The organism is Mesorhizobium sp. NZP2077 (assembly GCF_013170805.1).
Classification (GTDB): Bacteria; Pseudomonadota; Alphaproteobacteria; order Rhizobiales; family Rhizobiaceae; genus Mesorhizobium.
In genome coordinates this window covers 6,830,004-6,854,207 of the sequence record NZ_CP051293.1, presented here as the reverse complement: position 1 = coordinate 6,854,207, position 24,204 = coordinate 6,830,004, and the positions used below count along the sequence as shown (strand labels likewise).

Sequence of the window (24,204 nt, the reverse complement as noted above, 5' to 3'; positions counted from 1 at the left end):
CGTCCCATAGGAAGAATTCAAGGATGCAGCCGTAAGGAGATTGTCGATGTATGCGTTGGCTTCGAGGAGCACTTTCTGGTGTGTGCCTCCTGGTCTGCGCCGAACATTATGCGAGCCGATCCCCTTTTCGACCAGGTACATCGGTGATCGGCGCAAGCTGCATCGCGTCGGCTCTTCGCGACAAGCTCCCCCCGATAGCGTAGGCCCCTACCTCAAGGATCGGGGTTATGCCGATTGCGAATGGCCGACCGGTACAACAATTGACCGGAAGGGTTCGCAGCTATGAGACGTCTCGATGACAGATGGGAGGTGCAGAGTGAATGCGCTGACGGCACCGGGCGTCGAAGCGTTTATCTGACGTTTGACGACGGTCCCAATCCATGTTTCACACCACAGATACTCGATGTGCTGGCGCAAAATCGGGTGCCAGCGACATTCTTCGTCATTGGTGCTTACGCCGCAGAGCATCCGGATCTCATCCAGCGAATGATCGCAGAAGGGCATGAGGTAGGCAACCACACGATGTCTCATCCGGACCTGTCCAAGTGCGGCTTGGGCGAAGTGCAACGTGAGGTATTTGAGGCGAACCAGGCCATCATGCTGGCATGCCCGCAGGCCTCGATCCGCTACATTCGCGCGCCATACGGCGCCTGGAGCGAAGAAGTGTTCACTGCCTCAGAGATCGCGGGGCTGGCGGCCCTTCATTGGTCGATCGACCCAAGAGACTGGTCGCGCCCCGGCACCGACGCGATCGTCGATGCAGTGCTCACCTCGGTACGCCCCGGCGCAATCGTGCTCTTGCACGACGGATGCCCTCCCGACGAGTCGACACGGAGCACTCAAGCCAGTCTGCGCAACCAGACCGTTATGGCGCTGTCCAATCTGATTCCTGCATTAGATGCCTGGGGATATGAAATTCGCTCGCTTCCAGAACATCACTGAAATGCGAGATCCCACGGACCTGCTTTCCCAGCCAGTACCTGTGTGGTCTCACTTATGAAGGCTTACAGGCCGTTTGCGCCCTGCGAACAAGCACTTCGTCGACATCGGACGAACTGGTCGGCTCCGACAGTTGGCTAAGCGTAGACGTCTGTTGTCACCTGCTACGATGAGGACCCGCGCACGCTCTCGGCATGGCCCAGCACCGCCGGTAGGTTCACTCTTCGACGATTGTTTGAATGTATGGTCCACTTCGCGTTGGATCGATTTCATTGGGCTTGCCGCAGGCTCACATAGCGCGACCCTGCGGGATCGCTGGCTGCGTCCAAAAGGTTTGGCAAGCAATTCGCATACCGTGACCGGCACCGGGGATTCCGGTGCTCTGATCCGGCGCGCGATGCCATCTTTCACCAACTGGACTACCTCAATAGCTTCTGACTGGCTGTTTCCAACGGGCCAGCTTGCCGATACCTGACTTGGTAACGCAAGGAGTTTCGCGATGTACATCCCTCCCGCTTTCCGCGACGACGACAAGGAATGCCTGCGCGCGACCATTCGCGCGGCGCTGCTGGCGAACTTCGTTACCGTCACGGCGGAAGGGCCGCTCGCAACGCCACTGCCCCTCTTCCTTGACGAAAGCGAGGGCGAGCACGGCGTGATCTACGGGCACCTGGCGAAGGCCAATCCCCAGTGCCGTGTTCCGCCGCTGGGCGACGGCTTGGCCATCTTCATGGGGCCGGACGCTTACGTGACGCCGGCATGGTATGCGACCAAGCGGGAAACCGGGAAGGTCGTCCCGACCTGGAATTACGTCGCCGTCCACGCCTATGGCCCGGTCGAGTTCTTCGAGGATGCGGGAAGACTGCTGGACGTCGTGAATCGGCTGACCGACCACCACGAGGGCGAGCGCGCCTCGCCTTGGGCCGTGTCGGACGCGCCGCCGGATTTTGTACAGGCGCAACTCCGGGGAATCGTCGGCCTGCGCATGCCAATCACGAGGCTGGAGGGCAAGCGCAAAATGAGCCAGAACCGGAACGCGGCCGACCGCGCTGGCGTGGCGGCGGGCCTTGCGGCGAGCGAGCGGGCATCTGACCGCGACGTCGCCGCTCTCATCCCAAAATAATCTTCGTCGGAATCGACCATCATGCCAGAACTGACCCCATTCGCCCTGTACCTCGCCGCGGCCTCCGTGCTCGCCATCACCCCCGGTCCGGGCATCTTCTACGTTGCCGCGCGCACGCTCGCCGGTGGTCGTCGGGAAGGTATCGCTTCCAGCTTCGGCACGGGGTTGGGGGGCATGATCCACGTCCTCGCCGCAAGCTTAGGTGTTTCCGCGATCGTGCTCGAGAGCTCGGAACTGTTCTCCGCATTAAAGCTGTTCGGCGCGGTCTACCTCGTCTGGCTCGGCTTTCGCACCTTTCAAGCCGCCCGCCTCAAGGGAGCGACTGGCGGCGATGACGGCGCCGCAGTGGGTCCAGTCGGACCCCGGCGGGCGTTTCGTGAAGGGGTACTGGTCGAGGCGCTCAACCCGAAGACGGCAATCTTCTTCCTCGCCTTCATTCCGCAGTTCGTGAATCCGAGCGCAGGGCTCATAGCTCTGCAATTCGTGGTGCTTGGCTCCGTGTCCATTGCGCTCAACACGCTCGCCGACATCGTGGTTGCCGTCGTGACCAGCGGCATTCAAGACGGCGCGGCAGCGCGTCCCGGGTTGATCCGCCGCCTGAGGGAGGCGTCAGGCGGCGCGATGATCGCGCTGGGCGTCGGCCTCGCTCTGGCGAAACACCCTGCTGCCTGACTTTGAATCTGATCGGTTGGGCATCTTTCAGGGTTGGCGGGTACCTTGCGGAAGCAGTTGGATGGCTACGAGCCAGTTCGGTCATTGCACCTATTCAAGCCATGTCTCAGGAGGCGCGGCACCGCCGTTTGGGTGAACGTCGGCTCATAAATGAGAGAAAAACATAGCGTGAGAGAAACGTGAGTACGACTGCCTCGCCTCGCTCATGCCCATCATTTCGGCCCTCGCGAATCAACGCACGGTAGAAGCCAGTCAGCCGAGAATGACGCCCGTTTCATGGAAGGAAAGCCAAGCCATGCGCCAAGCATCGCCCCGCTTTGCACTCGATTATTTGGCGACGCCCGGACTTGACGTCAGGGCACTTTTCGCTTTTGCCCGCGACCAGGGCCTAACCGATGTCCAGATCCGCAGCCAACCGGGCAGCAATGCTATTGCACGCGGCATGCCGGCGGCGGACGTCCGGTCTGCGGCCGCCGACACAGGCGTTGGGATTATTTCCGTCAATGCCCTCCAGCGCTTCAATGAGTGGACCCCCGCCCGCAGGGCCGAGGCGAGCAAGCTCGCCGATTATGCAGCGGCCTGCGGAGCCAAGACGCTCATGCTGGTGCCGGTCAACGACGGCTCCTGGCCCGCCAATGTCGAGCGCCGCGGCGATCTCCGCGTCGCCTTGAAGGCGCTCAAGCCGATCCTCCAGTCGCGCGGTCTGATCGGTCTCATCGAGCCGCTGGGCTTCCGGACCTGCTCGCTTCGATCGAAGAACGAAGCGGCTAAGGCCATTGCCGCCATTGATGGCCAATCCGTCTTCCGCCTCGTGCACGACACGTTCCACCACACGCTTGCCGGGGAGACGTTCTTCTCCTCCGAGCTGACCGGTCTCGTCCACATTTCAAGCGTGAACGATCCGATCCACTGGATTTACCCGGATCGCGTCCTAGTCGGTTCCGACAATGGCAGCCAGATCCGGGCGCTGCTTGATGGCGGCTATGGGGGGCCCTTCTCATTCGCACCGTTTGTCGACGCAGCCCACCCGCTGGACGACCTCGCAGGCGCACTTGCCGCGAGCATCGCTCTCTTCCGACACGGGCTATTGACGCGAGTGCCGGCGTGAGACGCGGGAGTAAATTAGGGCTGCCTGGGGCGCCTTTTGGCGTCCCCCGGAGAAGTCATTCGAGACGCCTCCTGTAGCAATATCTCTCGCAGCCAGATGCTTGCCGGATCACTGTTGTGAAGGGCGGGCCATTGAAGGGCCTCGGTGAACGTGGGTAGTGGCAGCGGAAGGTCGATGATCCGCAGGGGGAAGGTTTTTTTGAAATGCTGAACCAGCCGGAAGGGCATGGTCGCTATACGAGCTGTGCCTGAGACCATCGGCGGGATCATGCTAAAGGCCTGCACAACGATCTCGACACGTCTCTTGAGACCATGCTCAAGAAAAAACCGTTCCTCGATTGAGGGCTTCAGCGTCCGCCCGAACTTGACCGCAACGTGCCTCATCGACATGTATCTCTCGAATGTAAGCTGCCGTGGCAGCTGCTTGTTCGTGGAGCAGCCCACGCACACGAGCGTCTCGTCGAACAGCGCCGCTCTTGGATGGGCGCTTGACATGAACAATTCTGGAAAAATCAGAAAATCGACGTCACCGCGCCGGAGAAGCTCATCGGGGTCGTCGTCGATAGGCAACAATTCGAAGCTGACGGCGGGTGCTTCGCGTGCAACCCGCTCCACGACCTTTTCAAAAAACACGAGTGTGGCGAAATCGGAAAGAATGATCCTGAAACGGCGATCGGATTGAGCCGGATTAAACGGATCCCAAGAGATAATCGAGCACTGGATGTTCAGCAGTGCGCTGCGAACCGCGGGGGCGAGTGTTTCCGCACGCGGGGTTAGAACACGTTCGCGGCCGCTCGTCGTAAACAGTTCATCGTTGAAATAGTCGCGCAGCCGGGCGACGGCCGCGCTCATGGCCGGCTGACTAAGGTTGATGCTGCTTGCCGCCGCCGTGAGGGTCCGCTCGGTCAGCAGTGCGTCGAGCACGACGAGAAGGTTCAGATCAAGGCCCTTGAAGCGCATCTTTCACTTATCCATAGCGTGGATGCTCGCGATCTAAACAATCGATTTTACCAAACTTCCAGGGCGCTGCATAGATGACCGCACTTGACATGCGCCCGATCACGCCACTGCTTCTGCAGCGTGTGCCGGGAAATGACTTGTAAGTAGCCGATCATGTCGAACTCTCCGCCTTCTTCCAAAAGGCCTATGGGCGACAGGGGCTTTCAGGCGGTTGTAGCTGGGCCGGTGCAGGGCCGAAGGTTCGCGCAATCGGCTCTGATGTGCACGGCGTAGCAGCTCACTAGGACCTGCTGCGCCATTTCTTCACGGTTGGCGAGGTTGATTTCTTGGTAGGCGAGCTCGGATCGTACAGGATGCATCCGGATCTTGAGAGACTCGGAATGAGTCATTCTATCCGCATCATGCGGCCGGTGCTGCAGCAGCGTGGCATTCCATTCGCTTTTGGCATGGTTCGGCACCCGTTGCGAAACCATCTTGAGAGGTTCTGCAGAGACGGCCAGACGACCATAGTGCCGGGCGTTCGCATCGCCACACATGCGACCGCCAATGCGCTCGAGGTTTGCGATCAGGCACTGGGATTTTGTCCGCTCGGTTGCAGCCAATCGGCCCTCCATACCACGCCGCGATCCGCGTGATTTTCGATCCTTTGCACCGCGCTCGCCGTGCCCAGAAACGGCAAGTAGCAACTGCAACAGATAGGCTGGAGTCTGATGCTTGATCACATAAGAGCCGGAGCGAAGGGATGCGGCTCGTGCCCAGCAGGGACAAACAACCGAGACCTAAGCTTTGATTTCGCCAAAGGCATACTCATTACTTTGGTGATAATTGGGCACTTGTTACAATATTTAATCTACCAGGGCACCGACGCTTTCTGGCTGTCGCCGTATTTCAAGTCGATCTACATGTTTCATATGCCTCTATTTATGGCGATAAGCGGATACCTTTCTTCTGGGGCAATTTTGCGAAAATCGTTCACCCAGGGTGTCGGTGAGCGGGCAATGCAGCTACTACTGCCAATGCTATTTTGGTGTACGTTGATTTGGACGTTAAAGTCCGCAGTTATTTTTCCTACGAAGAGTTTGACTGATATATTTCTAGATTTGCCGAAGGAAGCTATTGGAACTTACTGGTTCATATGGGCCGCATTTATTTCGTTCATTCTGATTAGAGTTCTTACAACGTTCAACCGTCTATCGATGTGGATCATAAGCGCATCTGCAATTGCGGTCGCATTCGCACCCATCACGTTATCAATAACCCCGTTGTTAAAATACACTTACCCATTTTATTGTTTAGGGTTCCTGTTTGCCCAGCCGATCGGATGGCAGAATGGTGTCATCTGGCGTTACAAATCGATTTTTGTTGTCTTATTTTCGATAGCGGCTTTCATATGCTTCCACGGATGGGGCAAGGAGACTTATGCCTACAACAATCTCGTTTTAATTCATGATGAACAGTCAGCTAAACGAGTTTTTCTGATGTTCTCTGGCTCTTTGGCGGCTTCTGCGGTAGCAATGCAGTCTATGTTCCAATGCTGGAGACTTGTCTATTCGACTAGAGTAGCTCGCTTTGTCGCGGTGCAGCTTGGTCAGAGCACGCTGCTGCTTTACCTGGTCCAGGGTGCCGTGTTTCGCCTCATGGATTTGATACAGTTTGGAGAAGTCTGGAATCTCACGACCAGAATCGCCTTCGCAACTGTGCTTGGAGTGGCGATTGTCGTCATAGCGATGGCAATTCGCAGTATTGCGCGCAACCTCGGATATGTGTCGCGGATCGTTGTCGGAGCGCCGCCGCACCCAAGTCCGCTCAAATCTCAATCTGTAATCAATTAGCCACGTGAAAAATTCGCATCTGTAATCGACATGTTTCATAGCTCCGGACCTATCCGATCGACTGTTGTACCGGTCGGCCATTCGCTCATCGGCCGCGCTATCCCCATAACTACGACGAGCACGTCCTCCACGCGCGCGGGCGGCAGGTCGGGACACAACACCTCTGAGTGGGACCGTAAACGAGCGCCCATAATGGTCACGATGACAAACAACCACGTTACGGACAGATGAGGCATGCGTTTCAAAGGCCTTGATCTGAACCTTCTCGTCGTGCTCGACGCACTGCTGACCGCGCGCAACCTCACGGCGGCGGCAAGCAGCATCAACCTTAGTCAGCCGGCCATGAGCGCGGCCGTCGCCCGGCTGCGCAACTATTTCAACGATGAACTGTTTACGATGAGCGGCCGCGAACGTGTTCTAACCCCGCGTGCGGAAACACTCGCTCCCGCAGTTCGTGGCGCACTCTTGCACATCCAATGCTCGATTATTTCTTGGGATCCGTTTAATCCGGCTCAATCCGATCGCCGCTTCAGGATCATTCTTTCCGATTTCGCCACACTCGTGTTTTTTGAAAAGGTCGTGGAGCGGGTTGCACGCGAAGCACCCGCCGTCAGCTTCGAATTGCGGCCGCTCGACCACGACCCCGATGAGCTTCTCCGGCGCGGTGACGTCGATTTTCTGATTCTTCCGGAATTTTTCATGTCAAGCGCCCATCCAAGAGCGGCGCTGTTCGACGAGACATTCGTGTGCGTGGGCTGCCCCACGAACAAGGAGTTGCCACGGCAGCTTACATTCGAGAGATACGTATCGATGAAGCACATTGCGTTCAGGGTCGGCGGTGCCCAGATGCCCTCCATCGAGGAACAGTTTTTGCTTGAGCATGGTCTCAAGAGACGTGTCGAGATCGTCGTGCAGGCCTTTAGCATGATTCCGCCGATGGTCTCAGGCACAGCTCGTATAGCGACCATGCCCTTCCGGCTGGTTCAGCATTTCAAAAGAACCTTTCCCCTGCGGATCATCGAACTTCCGCGGCCACTACCCACGTTCACCGAGGCCGTCCAATGGCCCACCCTTCACAACAGTGATCCGGCAAGCATCTGGATGCGGCAGATAATGTTGCAGGAGGCATCCCGCATGTGAAGTCGCGGGCACTCCTGGTCTCAGTCTAGACTTACTCAGCGCCTCATACGGGTGCGAACCGGCGTGCAAAATTGGGTCTGACGCACATTCGATGATTTTGCATGACGGCGTGCCACGTGTTTCCCCACGCCGGCAGCCGGCAACACCAAAAACATGTGGAAGAAGTACTTTTACCGCAAGCTATGCGAGGCTGAAGGTTTTCGCCATGCGCCGCACCGAATTGCGGGGATCCTGAGCGTGAGATAACTCGTCTCGTCGTCCTGCCGAATTCCGGTAAGCCGCCTTTGCCAAGGGCAGGCGGCGCTTGAGATTCCGCCGCTGGAAATCCGCCGCGCGGGGCTGTCGACGTTCAATCGCGGCTGGATCACAGTTGGTGAATACAACTGCGATATCGCCGAACGATCCTCTATTTCGGGCCGAATCAGAAGCTGCGGGGCATGTTCGGCCCCGAGCTTCATGTAAGAGATCAGGCGCGCGATCCGCCCGATGCTCGCCGCAAGACAGAGCCGCATAGACCGCGTCGCCATGCCAGAGCGGTCGACGGACGAGGCGGTCCGGTTCGGTCCCGCACTCTTAGGTTCTCTCGTCGGCACCATCATTCGAAACGCCCCCGCCGGTCGAAATCGACCGGACAACAGCGTCCGATCACCCGGAGACGAGGCCTGCAACCGCCAAAAATCGTGCGTAGGATCGCACCGCGCGGCTGATGATTGCATCTTTCCCGCGCTGCACTGATAGCCTCTCTGTCAGGTGGTCTGAGGTTCGCGCTTCGGGCCGAGCAAGAACACTGTCAGGGCGCCGAGGAACGAGGCAACGGCGCTGTAGGCAAGGGAACTGGCGACGCCGGCATTGTCCATCAGTAGTCCGCCGAAAATCGCGCCCGCTGCGATGGCTACCTGGAACGTTGCGGCCATCAGCCCACCGGCGCTTTCGGCCTGCTCGGGAGCGGCGTGCAGCACCATCCATGTCTGCAGTCCCACCGGCACCGCGCCGAAGGCAAAGCCCCATACTGTAACCGCAATCGCCGTGGCCCAAGCCGATGCTCCCAGCGTCAGCAGCGAGACAGTGGCCATCGCTATGAGCAGGGGCGGCAGGGCCGCGGCTGCCTTGAGGCTGTGCTCGGCCAGGAATCCGCCGGCCAAATTGCCGAAGAAGCCGCCGATGCCAAAGACGAGCAACACGAGCGAGATCGTCTCGATATCAAGCGCGGGAAACTTCTCAAGGAAGGCGCGGATATAGGTGAAGCTGGCGAAATGCCCGGAAGCGACCAACAGGACGACCAAGATCGCGACTTTGATCATCGGATTCTTGGCCACATCCAGCAGACTGCGGAAGCTCGTCACTCCAATCGGAGGCAGCCTCGGAATGGTTATGAGTTGCACTACCAGCGTAACGGCGCCGACGACTGCAGCGATCATGAAGGCGGTTCGCCATCCCCAGATGTCGCCGACATAGGCGCCGATTGGAGCCGCGCAAACGGTAGCGCCGGTAACGCCGGTGAGGATGATCGACATGGCGCGCCGCAGGAGGTGACTTGGAACGAGCCGCATCGCCAGCGCTGCCGAAATCGACCAGAACCCTCCGAGCGCTATGCCGAGCACGACGCGGGCGGCCAGGAGAACCGGCAGCGACCCCGCGACGGCCGATAGAACGTTCGACAGGATCAGCAGCAGCGTCATCGCCCATATGACGATCCTGCGGTCCAGGGGCCTTGTGATGACGGCCATCGTCGGCGCCGAGATCGCCCCCACAATGGCGGTCGTTGTCAGCGCCTGTCCAACTGCACCCTCGGTGATAGAGAGATCATGCGCGAGCGGCGTCAGCACGCTGGCAGGCAGAAACTCTGCCGTCACAAGCCCGAAGGTGCCTAAGGCAAGCGAAATGACTGCGCCCCATGCGGGACCAGACCGTTGATCTGGCTGTTCTGGGTCATGCAGAACTCCGTCCATGAAGCCCGTAGCGGATTCGGTCATCAACAGGGTCTCCAGTTTGGATGTGCTGCAAACTCGGGTGGCTGCGTTGACCCGCATTAACGCCAGAAGCGCCATTCCCTGCGGCATTGCACGGACGAGGGGATGTTCATCGCTTCGCGATATTTTGTGACGGTGCGGCGCGCAAATCGATGGCCCTTTCCTTGGGCCGGACGACGATGTCGTCGTCGGAAAGCTCGTCATCTTGCGATTCGTCGGCGATTGTCGCCTTGATCCGATGGCGGACAGCTTCGGGGGGGACCGCGCGTCGCCACCTTGGGAGGACGCGCTCGCGACGGTGAAAAAATACTTCAGTTCGAACACTTCGCGCGGGGTCTGCATGTATGTGTTCGACGTCACCCGGCTTACCGTCGCCTGATGCACTTTGATCGCGTCGACGACAGTCCTGGGCCCGAGAGGCCGCACTTGGTCGATGCCGTGTTCCAAAAAAGGCATCCTCCTGGCGGAGGCGGGTAAGCGACAATTGGGCGAGCGCCACGGCTCCGTCAGTCTCGAACCAGCCATAGCAAATCAGATACCGGAGGAGGGACGTCTGGAGGGGACGTTCGGCGCAAACGTGCACGGTCTCCTTGGGCGCTGGTATGGAACTTCGTGTTTTTGCCATGGTTCTGTTCATAGCTTTCTACGTGCTTTGATGGGCTCTAACGGATAACAGCAAGCGCTATGCCATTGCATTTGGGGGCACCGAATCGGACTATCTTTTGCCGAAGCCCTGTCGGCTTGAGCAGGGCGCCGTGCCTTGACCGAGACCGCGCGCGCCGCACAATCGCTTGGTCACCCGGACCGAGCAAAGGTGCTGTACTGTCGGAATAGTCAGAACTTCCGCACCGGCAAGGGAAGGCGAAAACCGTTCCGGACGGGCCGAGCCGATGCATTGCCACACGCCGGCATCGACCGCGTAAGGCTTTGTCTCTAGCGTGTAATTGCGTGCGCAGGCTGCGATCTGCGAAGACGCGGCCGTCGCGCCTACGATCGCGCTGTTGCTGGTCCCCTGTCGAGGAAGGCCTTTGACACCTTCGAGCTCTTCAGCACGGCGCGCCGGTCTCCACGCCGTGAGGATCGAGTCCGGCTGGGCGTCACGGCGTTTGCATGATTGAGATTCCTTGATTTGCTCCCTCGTGCGCGCCTATCCGAAAACATTGTTGTGTCCCGAAGGCTGACAAGAATGTCGCAAGCGCGACCAAAAGATCGCCACGGCCCACAGGGGCAATTGCGACCAGTGGCCTTCTTCGGAAATCGGGGGAGCAATACCCTTTCCTCGTCGACTTCGGACGCGGGCTCAGCCGTGCCCGCCGCGCCGCTAGGAACGACCTAACCTTGGCGGATGGCGGCTGGCCGATCACCCGGGTATGTCCGCGTCGATATAAGAAAAGCGTCTGGTCTCAGCCAGGCGGACCTCGCGAAGGCCATCGGTATCAATGTGGTCGAATTCCTCGATCACGCCGAGACGATCGGTTTCGCTCCACGGGAACCTGCTGATGCGGATTTCGACCAAGACCCGGTCGCTGTTTACCCTCGAATGAGTCCGCCATGCCGAGGCGGCTCGTCGATAGCCGAGGGTTGGCGCCTCTCCGGGGCGCGTTGGCTGCACGTTCCGTCCCTTGGACCCCGCCTCCGGCAACAATATCCGGCCGCCAAAGCTCGCCCTTGCCAGTGCTCGATTACCACGCCGAGATGCCTGCTGGAGCTTCCGGTGCACGGGCACATTTATCGATCCGGCACGGTGTTGAGCGTGCGGAACCCGCCGCACGCGTTCCGATCGTTTGTTGTGCTCACCCGATCACGCGACCTGTCCCCACACGTCTTGAGGACCATTCCCCTGCGGCTGGCTCATTGACCTATGGGCGGTTCCAGCCCGCCCGAAACCCTCGCCACCAGCTTTTTTCCCCGCCGCATGACGCGGCTTCCTCGCGCCCGCTTCGCTTCAAAAAAGCTGCCCGCTCGGGTCCTTCGCTGCCGCTGCGGCCCTGCCGGGTTCGGGCGGTCCGGACGCGCCCATCACGGTCCGCCATCGCAGGGGAATGGTCCCCGGCGACAGCAAAAGGAGACAGGAAAATGACCGCGATCGGTTACGTCAACAAGCAGGAAAACGGCAGCTACAAAGGCCAGCTCAGGACACTCAGCGTCCGCGCCGACATCGACATCGTGCCCAATCGGAGCAAGTCCGCCGACAACCATCCCGACTTCCGGGTGCTGACGCAGGGCGTGGAGGTCGGCGCCGGCTGGATCCGAACCGGGGAGACTTCCGGCAACGACTATGTGAGCTTGTCCATCGCCGCACCGGAGTTCGGTCCGCGCAAGCTCTACGCCAATCTCGGCCGCGCCGCCGGCCAAGACGATCAAGACACCTACGCCGTCATCTGGAACCCGGCCGACTGACCGGCCGGCTCAAGCCCTCGCGCCGCAACTCGGCGCGGGGGTTTCCCGCCGACGCTCGCCCGAAGGGGCGGCGAAAACTCCCACCCGACTCTTCGCCCGTCCCCACGACGACCTCGTTCGCCGATCCTCGCGGTCGCTTGTCCGAAGCGAAACGAGGACCATCATGGACGACGAAAACGACCGCGCGGCCCGCGCCAAGAAGGGCAGTCCGTTTCTGAACACCGCTCAGGCTGCCTTCTATATCGGCCTGTCCCAGCGCACCCTGGAAAAGATGCGGCTGACCGGCGGCGGCCCGAAATACCGCAAGCACGGCCGCTATGTCCGCTACCACATCGACGAACTCGACGACTGGTCGAAAGGCCGCCCGCCAGAACTTGGCTCCGACGATGACAAGGGCGGTTCCGGCTCAGCCGACGAGGGAGACCGCTCATGAGCCGGCGGCCTTCCATCCATCTGATCGGCAGCCGTTTGCGGCGCGTTCGGGCGCGCAAGGCAATCGCCATCGCCGCGATTGGCCTGAGCCTGACAGGCTTCACGGCGCTCCCAAAGCCGTCTCCCTTGCTGGTCTGGAACGCCTCGGCTAGCGCGCCGGTCGGTCTCTATCGCGTTGGGTCTGGCACGCCTGCGCGCGGCGATCTTGTGCTCGCCCGCCCGCCTGGCTTCGTTGCCTATCTCGCCGACCAACGCGGCTATCTGCCTCGCAATATACCGCTGGTGAAGCGTCTCGCCGCGCTGCCGTACGAGCATGTCTGCGCCTTTAGTAATGCCATCATCATCGGCGGCGAGATCGTCGCCCGTCGGCTCAAAATCGACACGCAAGGCCGTCCGCTGCCCTGGTGGAACGGCTGCCGAGCGCTCGCCCATGACGAGGTTTTCCTGCTCGGCAACGAGAAAAATCACTCCTTCGACAGTCGATATTTCGGGCCGGTGCCGGCCGAAAACATCATCGGGAGGCTGGTGCCGCTATGGACCGAATGACCCTCCTGATGCTCGGCATGATCGCCGTCGCGCCATGCGCCTGTTCCGCCTCGACCGGCGCTGAGCCAGCCGTCATCTCCCAAAGTCCGCAGCTGCAACGATGGCAGCACTTCGTATCGGAAGCAAGCGCACGCTTCCACATTCCCCAGGCCTGGATTTGCGCCGTCATCGATGCCGAAAGCCGCGGCAAGACCGTCCTCGATGGCCGTCCCATCACCTCCCGCGCCGGCGCCATGGGCCTCATGCAGGTGATGCCCGGCACCTATCAGGAGATGCGCGTCGAGCACGGTCTGGGAGCCGACCCGCACGATCCGCGCGACAACATCTTGGCCGGAACCGCCTATCTCAGCGCCATGTATAAGCGTTTCGGATTCCCCGGCCTGTTTGCCGCCTACAACGCTGGACCCGAGCGCTATCAAGGCCATTTGAAGCTTCGAAGGCCGCTGCCGAAAGAGACCGTTGCCTATCTGAAACAGCTTGAGGCGACGGGGATTTCGGCGGCCGACATGAACGAATTCAAAGGCCAATCCACAACTTCAAAGGGGCGGAACGCTCCCTCCGGACGCTCTTTGTTCTTCCTTCGCGACGGTGTTCGCGCCGGTGAAACGAATGGCGGCCTTTTCGTGCCGCTCGGCAGGGATCGCGCGCGGCCAAGGAAGCACAATGGCTAGCGTTGTTGAGGGCATCCGGGAGGGGCCGGGGACGCTTAAGGCGAGGGGCGCGTAAGGCAAGATAAAGGCACCGCCTCCATGAGGCGGCGAGGCCTTTGTCTGCACATCGTTTTTGCCGGAGGCTGCCGGCGGCGCCAGGAGGGTGGGCCAGCGAGACTCAGGTTTCGCTTGAATTTGCCCGGAGGCTGGTATGCAGGACGATGAGTTCAGGCCGAAGCTCGGCAAGATCGGCTCGCGCGGCTCGAATGCAGGCAAGCGCTATGCCGGCCAGGTCAAGGCAGCGATCAACCGAGCCGGCGGCCGCCTCCAGCACGGCGGTCGCTTCACGGGGAGCCGGACAGGCCGCGGCGGGGCGGCGGCCGCGCTGCTCAAGTCACGCGACCGGTATGCCGCCTTCCGGCAGCGGCGGGTGATGGTCAAGGCGCGGATTGTGAAGCTGGCCGGCAAGGGTGCGGACGGGGCGCGTGCGCATCTGCGCTACATCCATCGCGATGGCGTCACCAGGGAAGGCGAACCCGGCAAACTCTATGGCCCCGGCAGTGATCGCATCGACAGTAAGGCCTTCGTCGATCGCGCGGATAGCGACCGGCATCAATTCCGCTTTATCGTCGCACCGGAAGACGGCATTGAGTATGACGACCTCAAGTCGCTGACGCGGCGGCTCATGGCGCAGATGGAGGAGGATCTCGGCACCAGGCTCGACTGGGTTGCCGTCGACCATTTCAACACCGGCCATCCGCACACCCATATCATTGTCCGCGGCAAGGATGATCGCGGCGAAAACCTCGTCATCGCGCGGGAGTATATTTCGAGCGGCATCCGCGAACGGGCGGCCGAACTGGTGAGCCTCGACCTCGGTCCCCGCACCGACCGCGAGATTGAACAGCGCTTGCGCCAGGAAATGGAGCAGGAACGCTTCACCAGCATCGACCGGCAGCTGCTGCGCATGCGCGATGAGGACCGACTTGTTTCTACGGACGGCCGCGACGCCTTTCGCCAGACGCTGCATCAAGGCCGTCTGCGCAAGCTCGAGCGGATGGGCTTAGCCGAGGAGGTCGACCCGGTCCGCTGGCGCCTGGATGATGAGCTGGAAGCCACGCTGCGCCGCACCGGCGAACGCGGCGACATCATCAAGACCATGCACCGCGAACTGACTGGCAAGGGGCTCGCTCGCAGTGCCGCCGATTACCTTGTCCACGATCGACGTGAAGAGCCCTCCCCACCGGTCGTCGGCCGCCTCGTCGCGCGCGGGCTCGCCGACGAAATCAACGATCGGCATTACCTCATCGTCGACGGCGTTGACGGCAAAAGCCATTGGATAGACATCGGCAAAGGCGAGTTGACAGAACCGACGCCCGACGGCTGCATCGTGCGTGTCACGTCGAGGGATACCAAGCCCAGGCAAGTCGACCGTACAATCGCCGACATCGCTACCGCACACGGCGGCCGTTACAGCGTCGATATGCACCTCAAGCATGATGCGTTCGCCACCGAAAGCTTTGCCGAGACGCATATCCGCCGGCTGGAGGCGATCCGGCGCTCCACCGGCGGCGTGGAGCGCGAGCCGAATGGCACCTGGATCATCGCGCCGGATCATCTCGATCGTGTCGCGGAATACGAGCGCCTGCGGGCCAGGGTCGAGCCTGTGATAGTCGAGAAGCTCTCATCAATGCCGCTGGAACGCCAAGTCAGCTTCGAAGGCGCCACCTGGCTCGACCGGAACCTGGTTGCCGAGAGACCGGAGCCGTTGCGCAACTCAGGCTTCGGGCATGAGGTGCGGGAGGCGCATGCCCGTCGGCGGCAGTGGCTGATCGCGCAAGGCCTCGCGCACGAAGAACAGGACCGGGTCGTCTATCGTGCCAACATGATTTCGATCCTGCGCCAGCGCGAGCTGAACCGTGTCGCCGGCCAGCTGTCGGATCAGCTCGGTCTCTCGTATGCCGAAGCGCAGCCTGGAGAACGAATAGAAGGCACGCTGCGCCGATCGGTCGAGCTTGCCAGCGGCAAATATGCCGTGATCGATAAGTCGCGCGAGTTCACGCTCGTGCCATGGAGGCCGGTGCTTGATCGGTACATCGGAAAGGAGGTGTCCGGGATCATGCGCGGGGAGGGGGTTTCATGGACCATCGGGCGGCAGAGGAGCGGGCCGAGTGTTTCGTGACATGGCTGCACGGAATCTTCGTCCGCGCAGCAGAAAGCGCGCTCCGTCGAGAGCTGCATGGTTAGCCGGCTTACTTAGAGGTATGGATATCGTGACGATTTAAACGGCTGATAATGCAAGATTATCAGTCGTTGTTGAGGCACGACAAGCACAGCGCTTTTCGTCCATTTCTGTTGCTAAAAGCGCCGCCATGATTCATCGTGCCCTCGATGATTCTGCGTCCCAGACCTTCTGCACGTCACCACGCCACGCCTGCCGGAACCCCTCCGACCGCGCCGATGGCACCGGTGCCGGCCTGGCTGCGCCGCGCCATCCCGGATGCGCAAAACCTTGCGGGCAAAGGTGTTGAGGACGTTACGCTCGCCGCAGGCGCAACCATCGGCGCGCTCGATGCGGTGGTCCGCCGGCAGGAGCGATGGGCCGGCGCCTGGCGGCAGCGCCTGGCGCTTTCGGCGGCCACGGCAACGGCAAAACAGGCCGGCCGCGTCGAGGATGAAAGCGCGCTGCGCGACGCCGTGTTGCTCACACGACCGGGCGACAATGTCGGACCCGCCGGTTTTTTGCTCCTCGCCTGGCGTCGGCTGGCATCTAGGCCAGCGGAGGATCTGCTGACGGAGAAAAACCTCGCGGCGGTGCTGGAAGATCTCGGTCTCACGCGCAATGACGAGGCGGTCAGCGATCTGACGGACGATCTCCGGCAGCTTGCCGCCAACGCCGGGACGGTCGAAACGCTGGTCGGGGCCTTCGCGGCCGCGGAGCGTTACGGCTTCGGGCGCGTTCTCGGAGCCTGGCTTGCCGATGTCTTGCTCGCGCAGCGGTTAGGCTGGACGCATGCGATCCCGTTGCTGGGCGGCGAGGCGGCCTTCGCTGTGGGTACGGGCCGGCCGCGTCGACCGGCAACTGCCGCTCTGGCTGCGGGTGCCGAAACGGAAGCCGATCGGGCCAAAAGCCTGCTGGGCGCGCAGGCGCGCGCCGCGCTGCGCGCCATTGATCTTTCCGCCGAGCTCGAGCGCCGCGCGGACCGGCTGCTTGCCGTCGCGCCGAAACTCCGGGCCAAGGCAGCGGATGCTGTTGTCGACAGGCTCCTGACCGACGACGCGATCGTTGCCTCGGAAAAGATCGCTGGAATGAGCGACCGCGGCCTGCGCCGCCTGTTCGACCGGCTGGTCGAGCTCGGCGCCGTCCGCGAACTGTCCGGCCGCCCCGCGTTCCGCATCTACGGGCTGTGAAGACGATGGCGGAGAGTGCACGTAGGAGAAGGGGGGAGCGCAAGGAGGCCACGGCCAACCAAATGACCATTTGTTTGATCGTGAACTGGATCACCTGCCGCCGGAAGCGAATGGATGCACCGGGTCGAAGCAACCATCTTCGCCGCCAGCGAGCCCGTCGGCCGCGAAACGCTGGCACGCATCGTCGGCAAGAGCTGCAGCATCGATCTTCTCATCGACGACATCCGCGAGGAGCTGCGCGGACGGCCCTATGACCTCGTCGCCGTCGCCGGCGGCTGGAAGCATCTGTCCCGGCCGGCCTATGCCGACGCCATCCGCGCGGCCGTCGGTGGCGGCGAGCGAGAAGTCGACCTGACACAATCCGAGGTGTTGGTGCTGATGTGCATCGCCTATTTTCAGCCGATCACGCGTGGAGAATTGTCGTCCTTCTTCGGCAAGGAAGTTTCACGCGACCTGATCGGCCACCTGCGCGGCGCCGGCTTCATCGCCTTCGGGCCGCGTAGCCCGACGCCCGGTGCGCCCTACACCTACGTCACCACAAAAGAGTTCCTGCTGGAGTTTGGACTCGACACGCTGCGCGACCTGCCGGATTTCGAGGCGCTCGAGGATGCCGGGTTGCTCTCGAAGGAGAAGCTGCTTGCGGGCGACATCACCCCGGGGTTTTCAGATAGTGGTCAGGATGACGTTTCAGAGCCCGACATCTGAAAGCAGACTCGATCCGACCTCGGAGTTTACGCCCATATCGCCTCTGTCCCGCCTTGGCGCCAGTCGACCTGGGTCCGTTAAACGAGCGCGCACCAAGCTGCCGGTTGCGCGATCCGACCAACGACGATGGCTATTCCAGCGCCGCATCAACAGGAGAAGGAGCCAACCTTCGATGGTCTGAGCGAGATTTGTAAGTCAGCTAGCTCCGCCACGACGTCAGATCCGAACGTCGAAAACAGCTCGATCAAGTCATCTTGCCGGGGCGGGCCAAAGGCCAGCCGATAGGTAGCCAGAGACTTTTTCAGATTCTCGTAGCGCTCCACCTCCCGACTAAACGGAGGAATCAGGACCATGCGCTCGATTTTAGCCTCACCGGGGTAGAGCCAGTAGGGCACGATATCGCCAGCGCGACCTTGCGCGCTCTCTTGATTCTGAGCGGCCTCGAACATGCCTGCCCAAGGCGGCACTCCATTTTCGCCTTCCAGCGCAAAACGGCCGAACTCTGCAGCGACATTGCGGCGCACAGCGTGGTTTTTGAAGCGATGGACGCGGCCTTCACGCTGTTCGATGTCGACCGGATTGCGGGGCAGGTTCCAATGTACGACCCGAGCGCAGTAGGGATGGAAGTCGAGGCCCTCCTGTCCGATTGACGTTGATGCCAGAACGAAGGGGCGAAAAGGGGATTTGAAGGCCGCCTGGACGAGAGTCGTTCGACGAACACCCTTCTCCTCCTCCGCGTTCGTCGCAAATCGCATCGCGAAGCGAGCGCGCACCTCGAAGGTCTTATTCTGCAAGCGTGAGCGTCCGGCGGTCCAATGGTCCAGCGTAATCTGAGCCGGCCTCAACGCGACGACCTCGACCAGCTTCGCTGCAATAAGGTGAGCGCGGTCGACTGCATCGAATTGTTCGGCCCGCTCACTTTCCACGATGAGGTGAAGGTACTCATCCAGGACAGCGGCAAGGTCGTTTCGTGCAGCATGAGAAGTAATCTGACGCCAATAGTTTATTGGCGAAGACTCCTCCAACAATGCGCGACTCTCGGGCTGGTTGTACAGGCTGCGGAAGCCCAGAGCGATCGTGATCGCTGCCCCTGCAAGCGCAGGATCGTCCAGCGACAGCTCCGGGCAGAGGCGAGCGAGTGCCCGGAGTGCACATATGGCGGGCGAACCAAGGGCAAATTCGGCAAGCTTGTCGTATATCTCACTGGCATCAAGATCGCTGAGATGATCTTCACCGTCGAGCGCACCGCTGATCGCTTCGATGGTTCGCGCCATCGCCCCATGCTCGTCATGGGCGTCATGTTCGAAGGCACTGACCTTGCCCCAGTCTATGCCTTGCCCCACTTCAACCTCCAGCGCAATCGGAAGGAGGCGACCTGATCGCTTGGCCAGTCGAGAGAGACATTCTGGATCGATGCGTTCGGCTAAAACTTCACGAGCCTGACTCATCAGTTGGTCGTAGGTCGCCGCACGTCCAAACCGTCTTTCCAACGCTAAGGGCTCGACCCAAGCGGCGAGGCTGGGTGAAGGACACAGCATCGGCATCATTTCCTCGACGCCGATTGGACGGCTGGTGCGACTGACGAGGTCCGACGTCATGCTCATACGGCGGCTTGAGTCATGCGAGAGAATTGCCGCGATCGCGTCAGGGACCATCGACCAATCTGAGAAGACCAAGGTCTTTGTCGCCGGAACGGGCTCTCCGAATGACGGGCGAGACGGTGGTATCCACAGCGCGCGATCGAGCCCGTGCTGGAAGGCTGATTCAGCAAGAGCCCGCATTCTTCCATTACGAATAGGAATTTCCTCGTAGCCTTCTACCTGTTCCTTGCTGATGAAGTGGGAGGCGGCGGCTCTGACCGCTTTGCGTAATTCCTTGGCCGGCCGCAGCTTCACCGCCTGTAGCTTTTCCCTCAGCTTGTAACCGCGCATGAAGTTGAGGAGGTACGGCGATGACTTCCAATACTCGACAATGCCTGGCGCACTCACGAGCTCGGCTACATGAGCGACGGCCTTCGCTTCCTTAAGGTCTCCCGTCTCGATCGTTAGCTGAGGCTTGAACTCCCTGACCAGCGCGTTGCGATCGTCGGTGGAATCCACTCGCTCGGTCCGGGCAACGACCTGGCTAAGGATGTGCTGGACACGGTCGCGCTGGATACGTGCGACCGATGTGGTCTCTGGCATGGCCTGCAATGCACGCCGGAAGAGGGAGAGCTCCTTTTCGAGCTCCTTGACACGGGCCGCGCCATCTTCGCCAAACAGGAAGCGCATGGTTCGCAGGAAATCGCTGTAATGATTGCCCTCTTCTGGATCGTCACTATTGATTGTCAACATCCGATATGGCGTTGCCGATAGCAGCAACAATCGTGCCGTCGATCCGTCAGGTCCGGAATAGGAAAAGAGCGCACGCGCGAGCTCGGCAGCAGCTGCCTTTTCGGGTGCGCGCGCCTCATCATGCTCGTGAAGCAGTTCGGCAAACCGCTGAAATTCGTCAAGGATGATCAAATCCGGGGTCAACGCGCCGACGCAGATTCGTGCCAGGACCCGGCGCAATTCCCCGATAATGACAGCTGGTCGCTGATCGGCAGGATAATCGGGCTTCTTCTTGCTTCTCGCCAGTTCAGATGCCTCGCGGATTCGCTGGATAAATTCATCCCCAACAGCGGCGTTGAACTTCTGGAAGATTTCTTCGGAAATTTTCTGGCTGCGCATCCAATCGGTCCAGACAGGCCAGTTTTCGGCGATGACACCTCCACGAAAGATGCGCTGCACGCCGCCATGCCGGATACCGAGCCTCTTCCTCAGCATCTCATAAATGAGGGCGCGCTCCTTCGCTGTACCAAGCGATGACTTGAGATCAAGCGCTGTCCCTGGCGTCAGGCTGATGAGATTAATAGGCCGTGAAGCGATTCCACCCTCCTGTCCAATCTCGAGCGGCAGCAGCGTGAGGCGGGTGTTCAGCGGTTTGGTCGCCGAACCGATCACATTGAGAGACTTTATGTTCTGTTCGGCGATTGCTTGATTAGAGCAAATGTAGATTACGTCGATCCGATCGACTTTGCCCGTCAGCTCTTCGATCGCCTTCGCAATGACGCCCCGTGCAACCATGGTTTTTCCGAGGCCGACTTCGTCGGCGACGAGAAATTGCCGCATGGCCGATGCATCCGTAAACAGACGTCGGAAAACATAGTCCACCGTGGCTCGCTGGAAGGGCTTGAGAAGCTTTAAATGCTCGTCGGCACGATAGGTCATTGGCGTGCACCCTTCGAAGCCACGAGCGGTGCAAAGCTGGCCCACAGCTTGAGGAACTCCGTTGGGACGATACTTGTGCCGCCATCCGGATCTTCAAGGCGCTTGATGAGCTGGCCGATCTCGACGAGCTCACCGCTACCGAGGCTCAGCGCTCGCACCATCGGCTCGAGAAGGGAAGCACCACCTTGGCCGAGCCGTCTCAGCCATTGCCCTTCGCCCGCGGTTTCGCTTTCTAGGAAGCTGCCTTCGCCGAGGCTCCCGAGCAGCAAACTAAGATACCGGAAGAAGTTTTCAACACTGGCGATATGGGCTCGCAGGACGGCGGCATCGCGGCCATCAGGAAGGCCGATGAGCCGAGCGCCCAATGTAAAGGCAAGCTCTACGCCTGTTTCCTCGTCGCGCAGTCGCATCCCTAGCCAACGGGTGACGTCGCCCAACGGAACGGCGCCAAGCGCCTTTCTTGGCTCCATGCCGGAAAGTAGGGGCGCCGCGTCATATCCCTCTTCATTCGCAACCGTGATCGCGCGAACGAAGCAGCTTATGCCTTCGGGGATCTCGATCGGCGGAGCCTTGCCTGCGACTTCGAGTTCGAGACCGATAGCATCGGTCAATTGCGCGCAATGAAGATCGAGGGGCAGCCCGGCAATCTTGCTGCGCAATTTTTCGAGAGCCTTTTCAGCAGCCGCGGCAGCGTCCTGCTCTGGCGGTTCGGCCGTTGCGTAAGGAGCTAAAAGTCGCTGAAACCCGTCCGAAAAGAGGGCTTCTTCGATCGTGCCCATACGGGTCTTGGGGCCATCGAGCGTGGCCATGATTTCGACGTTCTGTGTCCGACCTCCCCGGATCGGTAAGAGCGCGGCAGTTGTCGCGTTGGCTGAACCAATATGGATATGCAGACGCGAGCCGCGCTCCACGAGGTAAGCCTTGGCGTGGAGGCCATCGAGATCAGCCGAACACGCCTCGTCGCGATCCTCCTCCTCATATTCGGTAGCGCGCTCATCAAGAGTTCGAATCTCGAACATCTCGCGAACGGCGGGATTGATACAGTCGAGTTCATTGGCGCGCGCCACAAGCTGACATGCTGAGGGGTCATCATAACCCTCGGCCAAGTGCTTGAGAGCGTCACCACTCACGAACGGTGACAGAATGGCGAGGCGCTCGCCCTTGTCCGGGGACCAAGTTCCCACGTCCAATCCATTGACAGCGAACCTGACCTTGGTCGCCCCGGCAGGCAGATCGTCCCAGAAACAGCGTTCGAGATCTCGCAGGAGCGACGGAAGGAATTTGGGCGCCGGAGGCCGGGTGACCGAATTTGCCAAGCCGGGCATTGCTCGAAGGAGCTGCACGACGGGCTCATTTACCTCATTGATATCCTCTTTGACGGTGCCGTCGAGGCAGAGAGCTAAGTCCCAGCAACGGTCATTGGTCAGGTTCCGTGAGAGAATGGCCAGGCGCATGCGAATTGGCTCTCCCTTTCGTTCCGGCTGAAACCGGATGCACCACAATTTGGGATGAAACGCGCCGCCGCCCGGAGCCGAGACCTCTGTGATTGTCTTCTCGTAGAGAGCCATCAGGCGAGCTGCGGCAGGACGCGTTTCCTTTATGCGGCCCCGGTCGCAGTAAATGGCCATCCGACCGGCCATCCGTTCGACGCTTTGCAGTAAAGCCAAGGGGCTGCGTAGCATCTCGTCGCGGTTTTCGGCGTCCCGAAAAACGATGGCGATAGGTATGGCGAGGGCAGTCTCGAAGTCGAGCGAGTAGGTCGTCGCTACGGCGTGGTCGAACCGATACCCATCGGGCGAGCGCATGAGTGTGGTGTAGAGCTCGCGATTTTCTGGATCGAAGGCGGGGTCAACTGGCATCTGCAAGCTCCCCCAGGTAGCTGCTGGCGATACCCCACCTGAAATCGAGGCGCGCGTCGCCAGAGGCACCCGACCAACGCTCAAGCGGGGCGTCGTGCAGGAGCCGCGCCTTCATCCGCTTAAGTCCATGTTCCCGCTGCTTGAGAAGCTCAATCGCAAGGTTATTGGTCTCAAGCTGCACGGTGCCGTCCCGCGCTATCGATACCCAGCCGCGGATAAAATCGCGCGACGCCTTGCTCAGATTGTGGCTGGTCTTCCCAATCAGGCCAAAGAGATCGTCAAGATCCCAATCGCTCAAAGCCAGGTGTTCAAGCTCCGCCTTCCAGTCTTCGAGTCGCGAGCGGTAATCCTCCACGAGCCTCGGAGCGTCTGCGTGTTTTTTCGCATTCGGCCGTTCGGCTGCGCGAAGTGCCAGCAAGAGGTTGTAGAGCAGACTGGCGCCATACATCACACCCGAGAATCTTTCGGCGTGTCGCAGTATCGCACGATTTGAGTCTGACACGGTGTCTTCGCTCACCTGCCAAGGCCAGTCCTCGGCAAAGGACCTTGCCTTGCGTGCCAATTCATTCAGCAAGCTTGCCCTCGCATTGGTCGCGATGCGATCGCGCAGAAAGTCAGCTTCTCCTTGCGTCAGCGCGAAGGCAGTTTCATCGAAGAGATCTGCGGGCGGTTTCGGGAGGTTCGATGTCCACAGTTTGAGGTCATGGTCCTTGAGACCTTCGGGCCCGTAAGAGTGGAAGGTCGCCTGGGTGCCTGGTAGCGCCCGAATGCCGAGGGTGTGCAGTCCGGCCCAGTAGACGCTCGAGGGTAGCCGTTTCAGGCTTCGACCGGCGAGACGACCAATCACATCAACTGTTTCTCCGCCTCGTAGAAGTGCTTCGCTCAAATCAAATTCCAGATTGCGAGCAATGACTGTCCGTTCTGCCTGCGTCGCCCTTCGGCTTTGGGCCTCCAGATAGATCCATGGAATGAACAGCATGTAGCGCAGTCGCGTCTGGATCGTGCTGGTCCCGGGGAAGAGGAGATCGGCGAGGCTATCGCGAACCGTGCCCAGGCCAAGCTCATCGCGAGCTTCTGGCTGCTTGAACAGGTCGATCAGTGTTTGAGCGCGCCGACGCTCCTCGGGGTCGAAATCAATCCAAGCGAGATAAGACATCAATTCTGCCTGCGGGATTCGTGAAACATGGGCGGGCTGCCACATTGGCGA

General features: G+C 60.6%; 19 protein-coding genes and 3 pseudogenes. 15 read left to right on the top strand and 7 right to left on the bottom strand.

Annotated features, from left to right (window positions below; translation table 11 throughout):
- Positions 1–282 precede the first annotated feature (282 nt).
- The 4 genes from nodB (at position 283) to HGP13_RS33645 (ending at position 3,842) form a co-directional block, all read left to right on the top strand.
- Positions 283–942 carry a chitooligosaccharide deacetylase NodB gene (gene nodB, locus HGP13_RS33660; protein WP_097574726.1) on the top strand — a complete coding sequence of 220 codons (660 nt, stop codon included), beginning with the start codon at positions 283–285 and terminating at the stop codon, positions 940–942.
- A gap of 496 nt (positions 943–1,438) precedes the next feature.
- Complete coding sequence (locus tag HGP13_RS33655) at positions 1,439–2,062, top strand: FMN-binding negative transcriptional regulator (RefSeq protein ID WP_006328898.1); 624 nt, start codon at positions 1,439–1,441, stop codon at positions 2,060–2,062.
- Between the two features lie 21 nt (positions 2,063–2,083).
- Positions 2,084–2,734, top strand: coding sequence for a LysE family translocator (locus HGP13_RS33650; protein ID WP_097574718.1), 651 nt, complete (start codon positions 2,084–2,086; stop codon positions 2,732–2,734).
- Positions 2,735–2,996: 262 nt separating this feature from the next.
- Complete coding sequence (locus HGP13_RS33645) at positions 2,997–3,842, top strand: TIM barrel protein (protein WP_027056371.1); 846 nt, start codon at positions 2,997–2,999, stop codon at positions 3,840–3,842.
- A 14-nt stretch (positions 3,843–3,856) separates the two neighbouring features.
- Here the strand turns inward: HGP13_RS33645 and HGP13_RS33640 are convergent, their stop codons facing one another.
- A complete protein-coding gene (locus tag HGP13_RS33640) occupies positions 3,857–4,801 on the bottom strand; it encodes a LysR family transcriptional regulator (protein WP_097574720.1) in 945 nt (314 codons plus the stop codon).
- A gap of 206 nt (positions 4,802–5,007) precedes the next feature.
- Here HGP13_RS33640 and HGP13_RS33635 point away from each other — a divergent pair.
- Positions 5,008–5,436 (top strand): annotated as a pseudogene (locus tag HGP13_RS33635) (acyltransferase); the annotation flags it as partial.
- Between the two features lie 75 nt (positions 5,437–5,511).
- On the top strand, positions 5,512–6,633 hold the full coding sequence (gene nolL, locus HGP13_RS33630; RefSeq protein WP_172234100.1) for a nodulation factor fucose acetyltransferase NolL: 1,122 nt from the start codon (positions 5,512–5,514) through the stop codon (positions 6,631–6,633).
- A gap of 35 nt (positions 6,634–6,668) precedes the next feature.
- Here the strand turns inward: nolL and HGP13_RS38240 are convergent, their stop codons facing one another.
- Complete coding sequence (locus HGP13_RS38240) at positions 6,669–6,824, bottom strand: hypothetical protein (RefSeq protein ID WP_272481108.1); 156 nt, start codon at positions 6,822–6,824, stop codon at positions 6,669–6,671.
- Between the two features lie 43 nt (positions 6,825–6,867).
- Here HGP13_RS38240 and HGP13_RS33620 point away from each other — a divergent pair, with 43 nt between their 5' ends.
- Both HGP13_RS33620 and HGP13_RS33615 read left to right on the top strand, forming a co-directional pair.
- Entirely contained in the window at positions 6,868–7,773 is a 906-nt protein-coding gene (locus HGP13_RS33620; RefSeq protein ID WP_172234098.1) for a LysR family transcriptional regulator, read from the top strand.
- Positions 7,774–7,884: 111 nt separating this feature from the next.
- A pseudogene (locus HGP13_RS33615) lies at positions 7,885–8,081 on the top strand (nitrogen fixation protein NifQ); the annotation flags it as partial.
- 438 nt (positions 8,082–8,519) lie between these two features.
- On the opposite strand, the gene HGP13_RS33610 reads toward HGP13_RS33615, so the two are convergent.
- Together HGP13_RS33610 and HGP13_RS33605 are read right to left on the bottom strand one after the other, a co-directional pair.
- Complete coding sequence (locus HGP13_RS33610) at positions 8,520–9,746, bottom strand: MFS transporter (RefSeq protein ID WP_172234968.1); 1,227 nt, start codon at positions 9,744–9,746, stop codon at positions 8,520–8,522.
- 56 nt (positions 9,747–9,802) lie between these two features.
- Positions 9,803–10,236, bottom strand: a pseudogene (locus HGP13_RS33605) (RNA polymerase sigma-54 factor); the annotation flags it as partial.
- 1,583 nt (positions 10,237–11,819) lie between these two features.
- Between HGP13_RS33605 and HGP13_RS33600 the strand changes: the two are divergent.
- The 7 genes from HGP13_RS33600 (at position 11,820) to HGP13_RS33570 (ending at position 17,887) form a co-directional block, all read left to right on the top strand.
- Entirely contained in the window at positions 11,820–12,143 is a 324-nt protein-coding gene (locus tag HGP13_RS33600; protein ID WP_006328923.1) for a DUF736 domain-containing protein, read from the top strand.
- Between the two features lie 163 nt (positions 12,144–12,306).
- The gene (locus HGP13_RS33595; RefSeq protein ID WP_172234096.1) at positions 12,307–12,576 is read left to right on the top strand and encodes a helix-turn-helix domain-containing protein; all 270 of its coding nucleotides are present in this window, start codon (positions 12,307–12,309) and stop codon (positions 12,574–12,576) included.
- On the top strand, positions 12,573–13,121 hold the full coding sequence (locus tag HGP13_RS33590; RefSeq protein ID WP_172234094.1) for a S26 family signal peptidase: 549 nt from the start codon (positions 12,573–12,575) through the stop codon (positions 13,119–13,121). The genes HGP13_RS33595 and HGP13_RS33590 overlap by 4 nt, the downstream gene beginning before the upstream one ends.
- Positions 13,109–13,792 (top strand): lytic transglycosylase domain-containing protein, encoded by a 684-nt coding sequence (locus HGP13_RS33585; protein ID WP_109671992.1) that lies wholly within the window; start codon positions 13,109–13,111, stop codon positions 13,790–13,792. The genes HGP13_RS33590 and HGP13_RS33585 overlap by 13 nt, the downstream gene beginning before the upstream one ends.
- Before the next feature lie 190 nt (positions 13,793–13,982).
- Positions 13,983–15,953 carry a relaxase/mobilization nuclease RlxS gene (gene rlxS / locus HGP13_RS33580; RefSeq protein WP_172234092.1) on the top strand — a complete coding sequence of 657 codons (1,971 nt, stop codon included), beginning with the start codon at positions 13,983–13,985 and terminating at the stop codon, positions 15,951–15,953.
- Between the two features lie 278 nt (positions 15,954–16,231).
- Positions 16,232–17,182 carry a DUF1403 family protein gene (locus tag HGP13_RS33575; RefSeq protein ID WP_246707217.1) on the top strand — a complete coding sequence of 317 codons (951 nt, stop codon included), beginning with the start codon at positions 16,232–16,234 and terminating at the stop codon, positions 17,180–17,182.
- Between the two features lie 114 nt (positions 17,183–17,296).
- Entirely contained in the window at positions 17,297–17,887 is a 591-nt protein-coding gene (locus tag HGP13_RS33570; RefSeq protein ID WP_172234090.1) for an SMC-Scp complex subunit ScpB, read from the top strand.
- Between the two features lie 146 nt (positions 17,888–18,033).
- Here the strand turns inward: HGP13_RS33570 and HGP13_RS33565 are convergent, their stop codons facing one another.
- Genes HGP13_RS33565 through HGP13_RS33555 form a run of 3 tightly spaced genes read right to left on the bottom strand, consistent with a single transcriptional unit; the run spans position 18,034 to position 24,198 of the window.
- Positions 18,034–21,138 (bottom strand): helicase-related protein, encoded by a 3,105-nt coding sequence (locus HGP13_RS33565; RefSeq protein ID WP_172234088.1) that lies wholly within the window; start codon positions 21,136–21,138, stop codon positions 18,034–18,036.
- A complete protein-coding gene (locus HGP13_RS33560) occupies positions 21,135–22,997 on the bottom strand; it encodes a phospholipase D family protein (protein ID WP_172234086.1) in 1,863 nt (620 codons plus the stop codon). Before HGP13_RS33560 ends, HGP13_RS33565 begins: the two co-directional genes overlap by 4 nt.
- Positions 22,987–24,198 carry a DUF6361 family protein gene (locus HGP13_RS33555; protein ID WP_246707216.1) on the bottom strand — a complete coding sequence of 404 codons (1,212 nt, stop codon included), beginning with the start codon at positions 24,196–24,198 and terminating at the stop codon, positions 22,987–22,989. Before HGP13_RS33555 ends, HGP13_RS33560 begins: the two co-directional genes overlap by 11 nt.
- Between the last annotated feature and the right edge of the window lie 6 nt (positions 24,199–24,204).